At 47.6% G+C, this 14411-nt stretch carries 17 protein-coding genes and 2 pseudogenes; 12 read left to right on the forward strand and 7 right to left on the reverse strand.

Annotated features, from left to right (window positions below; all coding sequences use genetic code 11):
- Positions 1 to 119: 119 nt before the first annotated feature.
- Positions 120 to 482: a nucleotidyltransferase family protein gene (locus CIK96_RS05500; protein WP_254047083.1), complete on the reverse strand. Its 363-nt coding sequence runs from the start codon at positions 480 to 482 to the stop codon at positions 120 to 122.
- 395 nt (positions 483 to 877) lie between these two features.
- Here CIK96_RS05500 and CIK96_RS05505 point away from each other — a divergent pair.
- From CIK96_RS05505 to CIK96_RS13210, 11 genes and pseudogenes are all read left to right on the forward strand, one after another.
- Positions 878 to 973: pseudogene (locus tag CIK96_RS05505) on the forward strand (DUF4134 family protein); the annotation flags it as partial.
- A 28-nt stretch (positions 974 to 1001) separates the two neighbouring features.
- Positions 1002 to 1304, forward strand: a complete 303-nt coding sequence (locus CIK96_RS05510) for a DUF4133 domain-containing protein (protein WP_081688085.1) — start codon at positions 1002 to 1004, stop codon at positions 1302 to 1304.
- 127 nt (positions 1305 to 1431) lie between these two features.
- A pseudogene (locus CIK96_RS05515) lies at positions 1432 to 2829 on the forward strand (conjugal transfer protein TraG); the annotation flags it as partial.
- A 258-nt stretch (positions 2830 to 3087) separates the two neighbouring features.
- Positions 3088 to 3813, forward strand: a complete 726-nt coding sequence (locus CIK96_RS05520; protein ID WP_048317560.1) for a helix-turn-helix domain-containing protein — start codon at positions 3088 to 3090, stop codon at positions 3811 to 3813.
- Positions 3814 to 4151: 338 nt separating this feature from the next.
- On the forward strand, positions 4152 to 5291 hold the full coding sequence (locus CIK96_RS05525; protein ID WP_048317558.1) for a site-specific integrase: 1140 nt from the start codon (positions 4152 to 4154) through the stop codon (positions 5289 to 5291).
- Between the two features lie 25 nt (positions 5292 to 5316).
- On the forward strand, positions 5317 to 5766 hold the full coding sequence (locus CIK96_RS05530; RefSeq protein WP_048317556.1) for a helix-turn-helix domain-containing protein: 450 nt from the start codon (positions 5317 to 5319) through the stop codon (positions 5764 to 5766).
- A gap of 97 nt (positions 5767 to 5863) precedes the next feature.
- Positions 5864 to 6706: a hypothetical protein gene (locus tag CIK96_RS05535; protein ID WP_048317554.1), complete on the forward strand. Its 843-nt coding sequence runs from the start codon at positions 5864 to 5866 to the stop codon at positions 6704 to 6706.
- 230 nt (positions 6707 to 6936) lie between these two features.
- Positions 6937 to 7332, forward strand: a complete 396-nt coding sequence (locus CIK96_RS05540) for a hypothetical protein (RefSeq protein WP_049129886.1) — start codon at positions 6937 to 6939, stop codon at positions 7330 to 7332.
- Entirely contained in the window at positions 7329 to 8594 is a 1266-nt protein-coding gene (locus tag CIK96_RS05545; RefSeq protein ID WP_048317550.1) for a relaxase/mobilization nuclease domain-containing protein, read from the forward strand. Before CIK96_RS05540 ends, CIK96_RS05545 begins: the two co-directional genes overlap by 4 nt.
- 19 nt (positions 8595 to 8613) lie before the next feature.
- On the forward strand, positions 8614 to 9162 hold the full coding sequence (locus CIK96_RS05550; RefSeq protein WP_048317548.1) for a hypothetical protein: 549 nt from the start codon (positions 8614 to 8616) through the stop codon (positions 9160 to 9162).
- A gap of 21 nt (positions 9163 to 9183) precedes the next feature.
- A complete protein-coding gene (locus CIK96_RS13210) occupies positions 9184 to 9339 on the forward strand; it encodes a hypothetical protein (protein WP_153093198.1) in 156 nt (51 codons plus the stop codon).
- Here CIK96_RS13210 and CIK96_RS05555 read toward each other — a convergent pair.
- Positions 9291 to 10457 (reverse strand): hypothetical protein, encoded by a 1167-nt coding sequence (locus CIK96_RS05555; protein ID WP_094388424.1) that lies wholly within the window; start codon positions 10455 to 10457, stop codon positions 9291 to 9293. The two genes, CIK96_RS13210 and CIK96_RS05555, sit on opposite strands and share 49 nt — an antisense overlap.
- A complete protein-coding gene (locus CIK96_RS05560) occupies positions 10450 to 11979 on the reverse strand; it encodes an AAA family ATPase (RefSeq protein WP_094390305.1) in 1530 nt (509 codons plus the stop codon). Before CIK96_RS05560 ends, CIK96_RS05555 begins: the two co-directional genes overlap by 8 nt.
- Positions 11980 to 12175: 196 nt before the next feature.
- Between CIK96_RS05560 and CIK96_RS05565 the strand changes: the two genes are divergently transcribed.
- Positions 12176 to 12757, forward strand: coding sequence for a hypothetical protein (locus CIK96_RS05565; RefSeq protein ID WP_094388426.1), 582 nt, complete (start codon positions 12176 to 12178; stop codon positions 12755 to 12757).
- Between the two features lie 19 nt (positions 12758 to 12776).
- On the opposite strand, the gene CIK96_RS05570 is transcribed toward CIK96_RS05565, so the two are convergent.
- Genes CIK96_RS05570 through CIK96_RS05585 form a run of 4 tightly spaced genes read right to left on the reverse strand, consistent with a single transcriptional unit; the run spans position 12777 to position 14357 of the window.
- Positions 12777 to 13046, reverse strand: coding sequence for a DUF1294 domain-containing protein (locus CIK96_RS05570; RefSeq protein ID WP_094388427.1), 270 nt, complete (start codon positions 13044 to 13046; stop codon positions 12777 to 12779).
- Positions 13043 to 13420 carry a rhodanese-like domain-containing protein gene (locus CIK96_RS05575; protein WP_094388428.1) on the reverse strand — a complete coding sequence of 126 codons (378 nt, stop codon included), beginning with the start codon at positions 13418 to 13420 and terminating at the stop codon, positions 13043 to 13045. The genes CIK96_RS05570 and CIK96_RS05575 overlap by 4 nt, the downstream gene beginning before the upstream one ends.
- Entirely contained in the window at positions 13420 to 13821 is a 402-nt protein-coding gene (locus CIK96_RS05580) for an FKBP-type peptidyl-prolyl cis-trans isomerase (RefSeq protein ID WP_094388429.1), read from the reverse strand. Before CIK96_RS05580 ends, CIK96_RS05575 begins: the two co-directional genes overlap by 1 nt.
- A gap of 11 nt (positions 13822 to 13832) precedes the next feature.
- Complete coding sequence (locus CIK96_RS05585; protein ID WP_094388448.1) at positions 13833 to 14357, reverse strand: flavin reductase family protein; 525 nt, start codon at positions 14355 to 14357, stop codon at positions 13833 to 13835.
- Positions 14358 to 14411 lie beyond the last annotated feature (54 nt).

Below are 14411 nucleotides of genomic sequence, written 5' to 3' on the forward strand. Positions count from 1 at the left end.
GAATTTTATCTGTCTCATTGTTGGACAGAACCCCTCTCGTAGATTTGCTCGGCAAAAGCGAACCTGCCGAGAAGTTACAAACTGTAAGAGAATTAAGTCTTAAATTTATTTAGTGGACACTAGTGATTCCCGATATTTCCTTTACCTGAGAAAGTTTCGCTTGGGAAAGTGTATCCGTCATATAGAATTCCATCTTCGACATATTCGAAACAATGCAGATCGATTATTCTTCCGTTGTCATCTTTCCAGACAGTATGGCTATCGGTCGTATAGTCCATTACAACTTCTCTGTATCCCTTCCAGGTAATCACGGATATGGCCTTACCATAGTCTTTCTTCTCTACGAACAGATCGATGTCGTTATGTATTCTTGTTTCTCTGCCTATAAGTGCATCGACACCCCAACCGCCGTCCAGAAACACCTTTACAGATGCTTCAGACAGCATTTCAAGAATCTCACATGCATCAAAATAAGTGACCATAAAATTGCAATTAAAATAAACTTTGGTGCAAAGTTAATAAAATTCCGTGAGACTAAAGAGACTTATACGTAGAAAGTTAAACATACAACTGTATTTTCGCAGAAAATACTATAAAATGCCACCTGAAAAGCCCACTTTTCGTGCACATTTTTCCAACTAAAGCCATTTTTTCAACCTGATTGCTGAAACGACAATAAGGTTCACAATACCTGATTTTGCACCTTCAGGAACGCAGCACAAAATGATAGAAAATGAAAATTTCCGTTCATTTCCGTGTTAAGATATGTTAAGCAGATGTTTTCATTTTGGGGTTTTTGAAATTTTTGTTTCCAGTTTGTTTCTTTTGGTACTTTTTGCTTTTTGGGAGTGTTGATATTCAGCACTTTACAATTCGGAAGCAGATTCTCAAGAAGAAGATAATGATGGTCGTTGGCGCATGTATCTTCCTTGTCGCAGCAGCCCAGGCTCTGCCTCTGTTCTTCGGTATCTAACCTATCGTTCAAGCAATAGAGATACATCATGTCAGCAATAAACAACGATACTCAGTACGTCTGTTATCCCATGTTCAAGGGACTGCAAAAGCCCCTTGAATTTATGGGGTTTCAAGGTCGCTACATCACCTGGGCAGCCTGTGCCGTTGGTGGAGCCATTCTTGGCTTCATCATCACCTACTGCATCCTTGGCTTTGTGGCGGGTCTCCTCGTCCTTGCCGTTTCTCTCTGTACTGGTGCAGCCCTTATCTTCTTCAAGCAGAAGAAGGGGTTGCATACCAAGAAGGAGGATCATGGTGTGTTCATCTATGCTTGTTCGCATAGAATGTGATTAAACTCAATTCAAACGTAAACAAATGAGCAAGTGTGTTGAAATCTGAATAGTGTAACCGATAGGCTCACCCTTTCGTCAGGATGGGCCTATCTTCATATCAAGTTAATGTAAACCCAGAACAAGAATGATTCTATACGTTATCATAACATTCGTGGCTATCCTTATTGGTATGGCAATTTCCGTATCAGCCTTTGGTACAGGCGGCAAGCGCAAGAAGATATTCCAGGACATCTACTTCTCCATCGAGGACGTGGATGGCATCGGTGTGCTCTATACCAAGACCGGTGAGTATTCTGCCATCCTGAAGATGGAGAACCCCGTCCAGAAGTATTCTGCCAACATCGACAGCTATTATGAGTTCAACCATCTGATGACCTCCCTTGCCCAGACCCTTGGAGAAGGCTATGCCATCCATAAACAGGATGTGTTTGTCCGCAAGCATTTCCATGATGAGAGTAACGATAATCATGAGTTTCTGTCAGAGTCTTATTTCAAGTATTTCACAGGCCGTCCCTATACCGACAGTCAGACCTACCTTATCATTACTCAGGAGAACAAGAAGAGTCGCATCTTCTCTTTTGACAGCAAGAAATGGCGTGACTTTGTCGTGAAGATACGCAAAGTGAAAGACCAGTTGAAGGATTCGGGAGTATCGGCGACCTATCTTGACGGCACCACAGCCCGCGACTATGTTGACCGTTATTTCGCGATGAACTTCAAGGACAAGATAATCTCCATGACCAACTTCAAGGTAGATGAAGAGTCCATCTGCATGGGCGACAAGCGTTGTAAGGTATATAGCCTTGTCGATGTCGATTGCATCAACACCCCTTCCATCGTCCGTCCCTTCACCAATATCGAGGTGAACAATGTCGCCATGCCTGTTGACATGGTATCCTTGGTTGACAGCATCCCGTCAGCCGATGTCGTGGTGTATAACCAGATGTTCTTCATACCGAACCAGAAGCGAGAGCTCTCCCTTCTCGACAAGAAGAAGAACCGCCATGCCAGTATGCCCAACCCCAGCAACCTCATTGCTGTGGAGGACATCAAGAAAGTGCAGGAAGTCATTGCCAGAGAGAACAAGCAGCTGGTCTATGCCCATTTCAACCTTGTTGTGGGTGTTCCCATTGATGCCGACATACAGAAATGCACCAACCATCTGGAAAACTCCTTCGGTCGTTTGGGCATCCATATCAGCAAGCGTGCCTACAACCAGTTGGAGCTGTTCGTCAACTCCTTCCCCGGCAACTGCTACGGCATGAATCCCGACTACGACCGCTTCCTCACGTTGAGTGACGCTGCTGCCTGTCTCATGTATAAGGAGCACATACAGCATAGCGAGGAGACCCCATTGAAAATCTACTATACAGACCGACAAGGTGTTCCTGTTGCCATTGACATCAGCGGCAAGGAAGGCAAGAACAAGATCACGGACAACTCAAACTTCTTTTGTTTGGGTCCAAGTGGTAGCGGCAAGTCTTTCCACATGCATGTCATATGGACTAAAACGCATCGAAAAGAACTCCAAACAAAACTTAGAGAAACGTCATAAATAGCTCATTTTCAATACATATTCATTAACATAACGCTCCAACCGCCTATTGCGAGTTTCATCCGTTTATAGTAATTTTGTACCACGGTTGTACCATGGGCAGAGGGACACACGGTTCTTAATGAGGGTTCTTATTTCCTCTTATTTCCCCTTGTTTCCTCTTAAAAGTTTCCGTCAAGGACCATCCCCCATGAGTCACTGCAAAATTCAAAAATAACGGTAAAAATGAATACTACAACTCGCATTCCAATCGTGCTGATGTCCGTAGAGGAAACAGCGCAGGCAGTAAGCATCAGCGTCAAGACAGTACGCAGTCTTATTCGTCAAGGCAGGCTAAGAGCCGTAAATTTCGGTACACGCATGACCAGGATCTATTTGCAAGACCTTCTTGAAATAGCCAAGGGACAAGGTTATCAGGTGGTTCTCCCTTCTTCCCTATCGTTAGAAGGAGCAACGTCCAAGAAAGCACAGAGGCTAAAAGATGCCGAGACTGGCTCAGTCAACAAGTTGGCAAAGTGTCGCAAGACTCCCAGGGCTGGTGAAAGAGCACCTGATGGAGTAACCCACGACACCCATTACACAATGGCAGAGGTGTTGAGCACCTTTAATATCAAGTATGGAAGATTCTATGAAGTCCGCAATCGTTACCAACTCCAGTCAGTTCACGCATGGGGAACGACCTGCTTCAAGAAAGAAGACGTGGAAAGGGTTATCGGGCTTTATAATGAAGAACAGGGTAAGAACATTTCCGATGACTGGTACACCTGCTTCGACATCATGAAACTCTACGGATTAGGCAAGACACAGGTACGCAGATTTGCGGAGACCCATGGAGTGAGAATCCGAAAGTTCAAAGGCGGAAGAGCCAACTACTATCTGAAAGCAGACTGGGAGGCTGCACGCAAGAAGGCAGAGAAAAGCAGTACTACGACCAAGGCAAAACGGAAGTGAGACACAAGTCAAGAGATGGTTCAAACAAACTCATATACGACCCATGCCGTTGCAATTGCTATGCAGCACCCATCCATGTCGGTCGAAACAAACCCACAACGCAGAGTAACGGATATAAGACAAAAAACGCATCCAATACCTGCTTTTAGTCTGATTTTGAGCGTAAAACATACTCAAAAGCAAATTCAGGTTAAATTCTGGCTGTATTTGAAGCCATCTTTGCTTTTCTCTTTTCACGGCAATCTAACTTTGCATCGGATTTGAGAGTTAAAGCGTTGCGACCATGGCTATTCGCATCCACAGATACACATCGGTAAGAATAATAAAAGAATAACAATATGACGAACATTTGTACAAAGGTCACCGTGCGGAAACGACCTATCAAGAACGGACAGACTTCCCTCTATCTGGATTTCTATCCTCCAATCCGCAACCCGAAGACAGGCAAGCTCTCACGCAGGGAGTACCTTGGTCTTTACATCTACACCAACCCTGTTGAACGCTTTCAGCAGGAGTACAACAAAAGTATGATTCAGAAAGCGGAAATCATCAAGTGCCGCAGGACTGAGTCCATCATCAATGAGGAGTATGGCTTCCTCGACCGCAACAAGGGCAAGGAGAGCTTCTTGGAATATTTCAAGAACCTCATGATTGAGCGTGGCAGCAGCCAGAACTGGGCAACCGCCTACATGCACTTCCACAATTACACGCATGGCGAGTGCCGCTTCTGCGACCTTACCGTTCCGTACTGCCAGGGATTCCTCGACTACCTGTTGTCGGATGCCTGTATGCACAACGGCAAGCGCATGATGGGAACAACAGCCAACAACAACCTTACCAAGTTGAAGTGCATCCTTGCCATCGCATACGAGGACGGACTGCTCAAAGAGAATATCGCCAAGAAACTTGTGCGTGCCAAGGCTCATGGCAACAAGCGGCAGTTCCTCACCAAGGAAGAGTTGTTGCAGTTGTCTCAGACTCCTTGCAAGAGTGATGTCCTTCGCCGTGCAGGTCTCTTCTCCTGCCTTACAGGTCTTCGCCTTTCTGACTGCATCAGACTCCAGTGGGAGAATATCGTCAAGTTGGCTGATGGCGGCTGGGGAATGGACATTATCACAAAGAAGACTTCCACCGCTGCAATCCTGCCTATCAGCGAAGAGGCTTTGCAGCTCTGTGGCGAGCGAAGCACTGGACAGGTGTTCAAGAATCTCACGAACAGTACAGTGGCATTGTATCTCAAACCGTGGATAAAGGCTTCCGGCATCGAGAAACACATCACCTTCCACTGCTTCCGTCATACCTTTGCCACCTTGCAGTTGGCAGAGGGAACGGACATCTACACCGTGAGCAAGCTGCTTACCCATAGCAATCTTGCCACTACTCAGGTGTATGCCGATGTGGTGGACGAACTCAAACGTGATGCGGCAGAACGTATCTCGCTCAAAATACCAACAAAGGAAGAGAGTGACCAGACATAAGTGAAAAACATAATCAGGATAACAAATGGAAGAAAACAAATCATTATCGTTCGACCAACTGCCCAGTGCAGTTGGCGAACTTCTGACAAAGGTCAATACGATGATGACTCGTCTTGATGACATTGGTCAGAGAATAGGCAATGCTCCGAGCGAGAATGACCATGTTCTTATGGACATCAGAGAGGCAAGTGCCTTCGTCCGAAAGAAAGTCTCATCGCTTTATGCTTACACATCTGAAAGGCGCATTCCTTTCTACAAGAGAGGGAACACGCTCTACTTCTTCAAAGACCAGCTGATAAAATGGATTGAGGCAGGTGGCTCATGGGACAAGCCTTACGAATCGACCCAGGAGGAACAGGCAGACTTCGAGGCTCATCTGGCAATGTTGCAGAAAAGCAAGAAGAACAAGCCTGCCTCCATGAAGAGGGTCAAGGGCGAGAAAAATCCTGATGGGGAAGAATGGCATGACGGATAAGAGAATCATGTAATCTACTTTTTACGAAAGGGGAAAGAGAAACTATTCATTCTTTCTTTGCTGAGTAATCCGTTTCACTAATAATCAGTTTTTCAAGATGAGTAACCAAAGCATAAAATACGGAATCCTGCTGACCAAGGAACAGCTCGATTTCTTGAAGGATGACAGGCAGGGCTTCCACCGCATGACCGCCTTCGGCACTTTTGTATCAATGGCATCCACCAAGCCAAGTGTTTATCTGAAGACAGGCTTCTCCGCTTCTCTCTCCATCGGGCAGTTTGCCATCTCTACCGTTGAGCTGTCTGCCCTTTGGAAGTGTGACCGCAAGACAGCGGCAAAGGTGGTGGAACTGTTCAATCAGGTGGGCATCCTCTCAACCGAGAGGAACAACCGCACCTCCATACATACGATACTATGCATCGCCTTCTGGTACGTTGACGGCATCAAGGAAGCCATCAAGAACCCCTTCTACAACCGTCAATCCGTGACTTCCGCCACCCAAGAGGAATCGGTGTCCAATGTCCCATCCGATACCGCTTGCTCTTCGGAAGGCAATCTTTCCAATGGCATAGGTCAGCAGAAAGACAGCAGCGTCAATCCTGCCACTACTGACATTCTGCAGCCCCATGTTCCTGCCTCTTATAATACCTCTTCCCCTTTCGTTAATTCTCATGTTATCGGGGATGGACTTTCAGATCCTTCTCCGATACCACAAGACTTCAAACAAAGGGAAAAGGAAGGTGATGACCATTTTGAGTATGAGGTTGGACAGCCGTCAGAAGATGACTGCAATCAAGGAGAAGGGGCATCACCCATTGAGTTGCTGCCGTCTCCTGTCTATGATGACGAGGGCAACCTCTTGCAGCCACCGCCCCATGAAGGACGATGCGAGGATCACACGGAGAGACATGGCGCGCATATCACCCCAAGTCACTCATGATGTCATCTCTACTTTTCCCTTATTTCGACTATTGACGTTCCCGACAGGCAAGCTATCCAGAAGCCGCTACCTCTATTAGCCGTAGTTTTTTTTCGGAGGTCTAAACAAGAAGTACCAGTGTCAGACGGTTTCGCTTCGCCCACCGCTTCCTACTGGCATTCTTGAATGTTCGCAGGCTCACATTGGCTGTCCTGTTATATCAAGTATAAACTTTATAAACCCCATCTACAATGACAAAAGACAAGAATAACAACACGGAGAAAACCTCAAAGAAGAGACCTCCGAAGACCAGACACATTGACGTTCGTTTCACAGAAGAACACTACGACTTGGTAGTACATAATGCCCGACTGTCAGGCAGGAGCAAGAGCACATATCTTCATGACTTAGGCATCGGACACAAGCCATCCCTACCCATGACCGCAGAGCAGGAGGAAGCCTTGAAGGGCTTAATCGGGGCAAGGTCTGAACTGGTTTATGTGCGCAATGCGCTTCATGCCCTGCCACAGACCGAGAGACTAAAACTCTTCAAGAGAGCCGACTTCATGGAACGTTGGCTTCAAGGCATCAACACCCTGATAGAGGAATTGAGCCGCATTAGAGACAAATTCTTGGATATGTTATGATAGCAAAAGCGTCAGCAATTCAGCATGGTCAGGCAATGACCAATTACGCAACCAAAAACAATCGCGCGGACATCGTCAAGACCAACCATCTCAGCGAGGGTCTGCCGCCGATGGGCATGTGGGACGAGATGGTGCTGCATCAGTCCATGTTCAAGCAGAGGTATGCCAAGAAGCCCATCGAACTGACGTCCATCCGCTTTGAGCTTTCCCCATCTGAGGAGGAGGCACGTAACTGGACTATGGAGGACTGGAGAAGATTCCTTGACGAGTTCATTCGTGAGATGGATGGTATCTCCAAGGTGAACCACATCGGCAAGAAGAAAGGCAAGGCTGCAACTTCGGTCAAGCCGACCAACATAGCCAACTCACAATATTTTGCCGCCCTTCACCGTGACTCCAAGAGTGGCATTCCCCACCTGCATCTGGTGGTGAACCGCATCGACATGGACGGTAATCTCAATGATGTGAAGTTCATCGGTGAGCGTGCCGTGATGGCTGCGAAAGCCATCAATCAGCGTCATGGTTGGAAGGATGCCATGGATATTCGTCAGGAACGCATTGCAGAGGTGACCAAAGCCTGTATGGATGTGCTGCGTTCAATGCCGTTCTTTGATTGGGATGAATATGCCGACCGATTGAGGGCAAAGGGATATGACATCGAGCTTATCCGTGACAAGAATGGTCAAGGCAGGGTGCATGGCTACCGCTTCAAGTTCGGAAAAACTACCATCAAGGCTTCCGAACTGGGTGTAGGAAGGAATCTCACCGCATCGAAAATCGGGAATACCTTCCGCAAGCTGCACCCTCAGCCAACACCTGTTGCAGTTGGTCAAAGACCTTCTCCTTCTGTTTCAAACGCTACCACATTGGACAGCAGAAATACGGCATCGCAAGGTGGTCTGTCTCGTACAAGCAATGTTGCCAAACCTGACCTTCCTGCCGGATTGAGAAAGATTATTGAAGTCGATGGTGAGCGTTTCAGCATAGTCATGCCGAGAACTGCTTACGACACGATGAACAGTTGTATCGAAGTTCCCGAGAATGGATCCGCAAGCCACACTGACATTCTGAATGTAGCCATGCTGCTCTTCATGAACTACCTTGATGCTGCCACATCGATGTCTGAGTCATGTGGTGGCGGTGGCAGTCCTGGCAGTGGCTGGGGACGTGATAAGGACGATGATGACCGTGAATGGGCAAGACGTTGCGCAATGCAAGCAAACACACTCTGCAAGCCGATAAAGAGAGGCATGAAACGATAACTTTTCAAACAAGAACGGTATGGGAAGAAACAAGAAAGATGCCACACAGGATGTGCTTAACCTGTACAATCAGATGCAGGAGGACGAGAACATCGAGAGTGGCAAGGAAGAAATCAAAGTGACCCTGAAAGAGATTGAATCAGCCAAGAAAGCACTCTATGAGGCAAAGGAGGAACTGGGCAATGCCTATCGGAGGTTGGAATCAACGAAAGTGGCACTTATGGCTGCCCACAGGAGCACGGACAACATCGTGGATAGTATATGCCATGCCATAGTCAAGGCAGAGCAGAGCAACCTCAAAGTCGGCATCAACGATGAAGGAGTTGCCCAGTTGGATAAGCGGAACAACACCGCCATTTCTGCTTTCAAGCAAGCCCTTGACGAGCATGAGAAGCGGATAAACGACCTGTTCACTCACCAGCAGAAAGAGCTTAAACGAATCCGCAATATCGAGGAGGGTGCATACTTCAACGGTAGCACCTATGCCTGGATGTTCGGCTTGGCTTTCCTAAGTTGGTCTATCATCTTTGTTGAAATCACCATTTGGATATGCATCACACTTTTTTAGAAAACTCAAAACATCAGAATCATGACAGACAACGAATACAGCAAGGCAAGAAAAGCCGCTGTTGATGCCCTTATCTACTGGGCAAAGACAGGCATGAGAGAGTTCACCATGCGTGACGCAGTAAACGACTATCTGGAGGCGAGCGGTGCTAACCGCCCCTCCATCGGTGGCGAATAGACCATCCTTGCACACAGAAAAAATGCAGCCAACCGACGGGCTGACTGGAAACTGAGCTTGCGGGTCGGTTTCGACATCTTTGACTTGTAGTCGAATGTCTGAAGACGGTGACGGGTATAGCGATAATAGAATACATTCTCCATGTCCTTGTCGGCATAGGTGGCGAGTTCTATCGGCAAAAGACTGTTCAGGTCGTTGCCAATAGTAATACCCTCAATGTCGCTGCCCGAGGAGTGACTGATCTTCATTCGGCTGCCTTCATTCACAGCCAGACGGTCGCGGCCGCTGCTGTCAGCCACACGTCCCAACTTCATCACAGCCTCATGAAGCTGCGGATAGCGGTCCTGCAAACGGATAAGACTCAGCCGGCGCATAAACTCAGACTCCGACCACCTGCCATCCATCATCTTCCATGCCTGTACAGCCTGCTCGTCGCTGACGCTCTCGTCTTTCAGCGTCTTGTGGACATCTTCGAACATCCGCTGAAGATTCTGCTTCATATTGGTGCCGCGTCCGGCAATATGCTTTTCTTCCTCTTGCCTTAGATGCTCGGTGATACTCTTGCCCCAGTCGTCAAGCAGCTTGTCTTTTTTCTCCTGAGTTATCTGATCACTGAACATACGCCTGTAGAACTCACCGTCGAAGCCATCGTCTTCATGTTTCTCACCGATGGAAGAAATCCATTTCTGCCAATGATCCTGTTTTCCCTGACTCAGATTCTCCACCTCCCCCATCTTATTTGCCTCGACACGCATTGTCTGTGAGAGAAACGCCTGGTGGTGCATGCAATCAACAATAAACCGTCCTACTGTGGTAAAAAAGATCTTGACACACATCTGGCTCGAGAGTACTCGGACCTTCACCTCCGGATCACTCATCAGTCTGGCAAGATACTGCAGCATCGGGTCTTTGTACTCGCGCCACGGCTCATCTTCGGGCCATGCAATTCCCTGTCCGGCTATCTCTCCGGTCTCACAAAAATAGTTGAGCATGCTGAAGTAATAAGACAGTTCCTTGCTGTTCCCGCTGTAGTTCTGCGTGAACCGTGCAAAGTACTTCTCTCCGGCAGTGAGCATGTCACTGTCTTCCAGCTTGAGATGATCAGATAAATCAGTCATAGAGCTTCTGTGTGTCCTGTCGCGTGAATGCTACATCACGATAGATTTCCCTTACGTACTCCCCCACTCTCTTCTTGTCGTCCTCGGCAATGAAGAGGTTGTCGCTGATACGTTTCTCCATTTCCTTCAGGTCATCAGCGAGAGCGTCTATCTCCTGCTCGTAGTTGCGTCCGATGTCCTGCAGTTCTGCCCCTAACGGGAGCTTCATCTCTTTCGTCTTCTCAATGGCATAGCAGTCACCGAGAATATAGACATGGTCGTCATCACGGTTGAGCATGACGGGAGCACTACCAAGCGGAGCACCGAAGGAGCCGTCATAGGTGCGGAGAATATTAACGTTCTTACGCTTGCTGTCCTGATAAAGAATACCCTCCATATCCAGTTCATCCGTACCATGCTGTGGCAGACTCTGATAGTCGCAGGCCATGATATAGCAGTCACCCTCCGGGTAACCGACAAGCTTGTAATAGAACTCATCATAGAGCTTCTTATCCGCATCACGCTCGATCTTTCGACTGGAGATGCGGTTGGCTGCTCTTGCAGCCCGGGCAATCTTGATATCTCCCCCCAATGCCTTTTTCATTTTCGCCAAGCGCTCACTGAAGGACATGAAGGTTCCACGGATGACGATACGCCGTATCTCATCCCGCTCCTCCGGCTCTTGCCACAGACAGTTGTAAACCGGCAGAAGATCCTCCGGCTCCACCGACTCTCTGTCCTGAAGGAAGGCTGACGTACGAAGCAGGTTGACGATCTTTTTCCAGCGGCGGTCACTGACATAAACGGACCGGCGCTCATCGGTACCATCAATGGCAACGGACTGCAGTGACTTGCGGATCTGATGGATGATATGAAGGGCATCCTGACTCACGCCAATCTTACTGATTCTCTTATGCCAGTTGGTATATTCGTCATTGGTTATCAGTAACTCAGAAGGGACAGTGATTTCCTCGTTGCCATCATCCAGCAGCATCTTGTCGAAGTTATCGTCCTGTTTGATGCTCTTGCTTTCCAGGCGGATGATGAGACGGTCCCAAAGCGCCTCCAGTCCTTCGCCCTGTGCCGGCAGCTCGTTGCTGGCTGCAATGAGCAGTTTCAGCGGCAGGCTGACAAGTCGGTTGCCGTTACGGAAGACCTTCTCGTTGATAACCGTGAGCAAGGTGTTCTGGATCGCCGGTCCGGCTTTCCATATTTCATCGAGAAAGACGACATCGGCTGTAGGGAGATAGCCTTCGGTGACACGCTCGTAATCGTCGGAGTCCTTCAGTTTACTGATGCTCACGGGACCGAAGATCTCGTCGGGCGTAGAGAACCTCGACATGAGATACTCAAAAGAGCGGGCACCGGCAAAAGCTTTCGACAGCCTTCGTGCCACCATGCTCTTTGCCACACCCGGAGGGCCAAGCAGGATGATGCTCTCCCCGGCCACAGCTGCCAACAGTGACAAGGCTAACTCGTTTTCCTTCTCATAGATGCCCTTGTTCAGTGCATCGAGAAGCTGTTCTATCCGTTTCTTTATCATACTGATTTATGTCCCGAACTCAATGAAATTCTACCTATCAATACTATATATGCTTTTACAAAGATACACAATTTCTGAATTATCAGCAATGGTAAGGCCTCAAAATAAAGCGTCTTGAGAAATAATACGTATAAAACTTGCGCGCTATTATATAAATAGCACTATAGTTGTGGTAGTAATACTAACGATCGACACCATGACAGACACTAAGACTATCTTACTTAACCGCATCAAGAACATGACTCCAGAAGAAAAGGACAAAGCATTGCTCGCCTACATGCTCCGGGATGCCAGCCCCGAGCCACTGTGTACCATTGAGGTTGTAAAAAACAGCATTGGCAGAGGTGTAAGAGGAAGGTATGATGTCGTTATTGTCGACGGCGACGGAAGCCGTCATGTTGTAGACTTCAAGGAACGCAGTGCCAAGATCTTCTATATACTCCTGCTCATGGCAAAGAACGGCATCAACCGGAGCAGTGTCAGACAGGATCATTTGGACAACTACTACAATGTGGGCTGCGTCCTGTATAATAACTTCGATATCGCTAAGCTTGAATCGAAGTCTGATGAGACATTCCAGCAGTTCTTCAATAATGCCATCTCAAAAACTCGTACGGCAATCAAAAGTGCTCTGAAGGGTATCGACAAGCCTGAACATTACCTGATAGCTGACCCAAAGTCGCATAGCAGCATGCTGTTCATACCACTCGTAAAGGAGTATGACGGCAAGGTCACCTTCTGTGCAGACTTTGTAAGAGAGACGGAAGCAGCCCTTTGATCTGTACCTCAGCCTCCTCCTAATGGCATTTATATTCGATATAGCAGAAGAGTACCGCCTGCAGGAGGAGTATGATAGGCACTCCATACTTGAACTTCTTGTGCATCGTCTTATGATGCCACACCTTCATTCCTACCCATGCTCCGACACTGCCGCCTACGACAGCAAGAAACAGCAGTGTCGCTTCGGAGATGCGCCACCAATGTTCCTTGGCCTTCAGCTTGTCAACACCATATACGATGAAGGTAAAGATGTTGACAATGAGCAAATATATGCTGAACTCCTTCATTTCTTTTGAATGAATTGCTGCCATTCCTTCCATCCGCCACGGAGGTTGATAACCTTATATCCCATTTTAGCAAGGGTGTTGGCAGCCATGAGACTACGCTTGCCGGAACGGCAATAGACTGCAATCTCTTTATTCTTGGACAAAGTTTCTACTCGATCCTTGAAGTCTGACTTCAGAACATCAACGTTTTTGGCATTAGGGATATGTCCGGCAGCATACTCCTCAGCCGTGCGGACGTCTACAAGGAATACGGAGTCAGACTTGATGAATTCTGCGAACTGAGCAGCATCAACAGTCTTGATACTGTCAGACTGTGCACTGGCATTGGTTGTCAGGCCAAGCAAACCAAGCAAAAGAGCAATTATCTTCTTCATTATGCAATACTTATTAGTTCCATCTCAAATATCAACGTAGAACAGCCGGGAATGTCACCATCCGTCCGTATGCCATAACCCATCTGATAAGGAATGTAGATCTTCCACTTGTCCCCAGGAGTCATGGCCTGCAAGGCTATCTGCCAGCCCTCAATGAGGTCGCTTACCCGAAAAGCCTCAGGATAACCACGCTGCCAACTGTCGTCAAAGACATGCCCGTTGATAAGGTAACCCTTATAGTTGCACGTCACAATGCTGCGAGGGCCGGGATGCTGACTTCCACTACCCGCAGCCACCACCTCATACAATATCCCTTTCGGCAACTTATGAATGCCCTCTTTATTCTGAAGATCAAGCATAAACCGCTCATTCTTCTGCTTGTATTCTGTCTTTTTGCTCATAGCTCATGACCTCAGCCGAGGTATTCATCATCGCGGACAAGCACCTTCTCTATCTTGCCGATGTACATCGTGTGAAAATCTCTCTGAGGGTAACTCTGATCCACAGTCTCCTTATAGAAGAAATCCTCTTCCTTGAGTTCCTGGGCATACATTTTCCTACATACAAGCACGAGCTTTGCCTGCTCAAAGTAGGTAGTACCATTGGCATAGACTGGTGTCAGACCTGTCTTTGCTATCTTGTCCTCATCACGGCCCGACACAGAGCCTATATAAGCCATCTGCTTCTTGAACGACTTATCCATGACACAGAGCGTGAAATGATCCTCTTTGTCAACAAACTCCTTCGTGTATCGCGACGGGCGAAGGTAAATGGTCGCCACCGGATCGTTGTGACCCCACAGGCATCCGATACCGCCCCATGAGGCTGTCATCGTGTTGCAGCCGTCTTTCTCATTCCCGGCGGTTACCAGCATCCATTCATCACCGATAAGTCTGAACGGATTGAACTTCAGATCCTTATAGCTAACTTCTTTCAACATATTCGTAGTTCTTTTGTTTATCGATGTCAAAATTACAACATTCATTTGACA

Origin of the sequence: Prevotella sp. P4-98 (assembly GCF_002251405.1) — a bacterium.
GTDB lineage: Bacteria > Bacteroidota > Bacteroidia > Bacteroidales > Bacteroidaceae > Prevotella.

Excerpts from the sequence above, each read along its gene's own strand:
- CIK96_RS05550 (WP_048317548.1), top strand. The coding sequence starts at position 8,614 with ATGGGAAGAAACAAGAAAGATGCCACACAGGATGTGCTTAACCTGTAC.
- CIK96_RS05545 (WP_048317550.1), top strand. The coding sequence starts at position 7,329 with ATGATAGCAAAAGCGTCAGCAATTCAGCATGGTCAGGCAATGACCAAT.
- CIK96_RS05535 (WP_048317554.1), top strand. The coding sequence starts at position 5,864 with ATGAGTAACCAAAGCATAAAATACGGAATCCTGCTGACCAAGGAACAG.
- CIK96_RS05570 (WP_094388427.1), bottom strand. The coding sequence starts at position 13,046 with ATGAAGGAGTTCAGCATATATTTGCTCATTGTCAACATCTTTACCTTC.
- CIK96_RS05510 (WP_081688085.1), top strand. The coding sequence starts at position 1,002 with ATGTCAGCAATAAACAACGATACTCAGTACGTCTGTTATCCCATGTTC.
- CIK96_RS05565 (WP_094388426.1), top strand. The coding sequence starts at position 12,176 with ATGACAGACACTAAGACTATCTTACTTAACCGCATCAAGAACATGACT.
- CIK96_RS05540 (WP_049129886.1), top strand. The coding sequence starts at position 6,937 with ATGACAAAAGACAAGAATAACAACACGGAGAAAACCTCAAAGAAGAGA.
- CIK96_RS13210 (WP_153093198.1), top strand. The coding sequence starts at position 9,184 with ATGACAGACAACGAATACAGCAAGGCAAGAAAAGCCGCTGTTGATGCC.
- CIK96_RS05530 (WP_048317556.1), top strand. The coding sequence starts at position 5,317 with ATGGAAGAAAACAAATCATTATCGTTCGACCAACTGCCCAGTGCAGTT.
- CIK96_RS05560 (WP_094390305.1), bottom strand. The coding sequence starts at position 11,979 with ATGATAAAGAAACGGATAGAACAGCTTCTCGATGCACTGAACAAGGGC.
- CIK96_RS05520 (WP_048317560.1), top strand. The coding sequence starts at position 3,088 with ATGAATACTACAACTCGCATTCCAATCGTGCTGATGTCCGTAGAGGAA.
- CIK96_RS05525 (WP_048317558.1), top strand. The coding sequence starts at position 4,152 with ATGACGAACATTTGTACAAAGGTCACCGTGCGGAAACGACCTATCAAG.
- CIK96_RS05500 (WP_254047083.1), bottom strand. The coding sequence starts at position 482 with ATGGTCACTTATTTTGATGCATGTGAGATTCTTGAAATGCTGTCTGAA.
- CIK96_RS05555 (WP_094388424.1), bottom strand. The coding sequence starts at position 10,457 with ATGACTGATTTATCTGATCATCTCAAGCTGGAAGACAGTGACATGCTC.
- CIK96_RS05575 (WP_094388428.1), bottom strand. The coding sequence starts at position 13,420 with ATGAAGAAGATAATTGCTCTTTTGCTTGGTTTGCTTGGCCTGACAACC.
- CIK96_RS05580 (WP_094388429.1), bottom strand. The coding sequence starts at position 13,821 with ATGAGCAAAAAGACAGAATACAAGCAGAAGAATGAGCGGTTTATGCTT.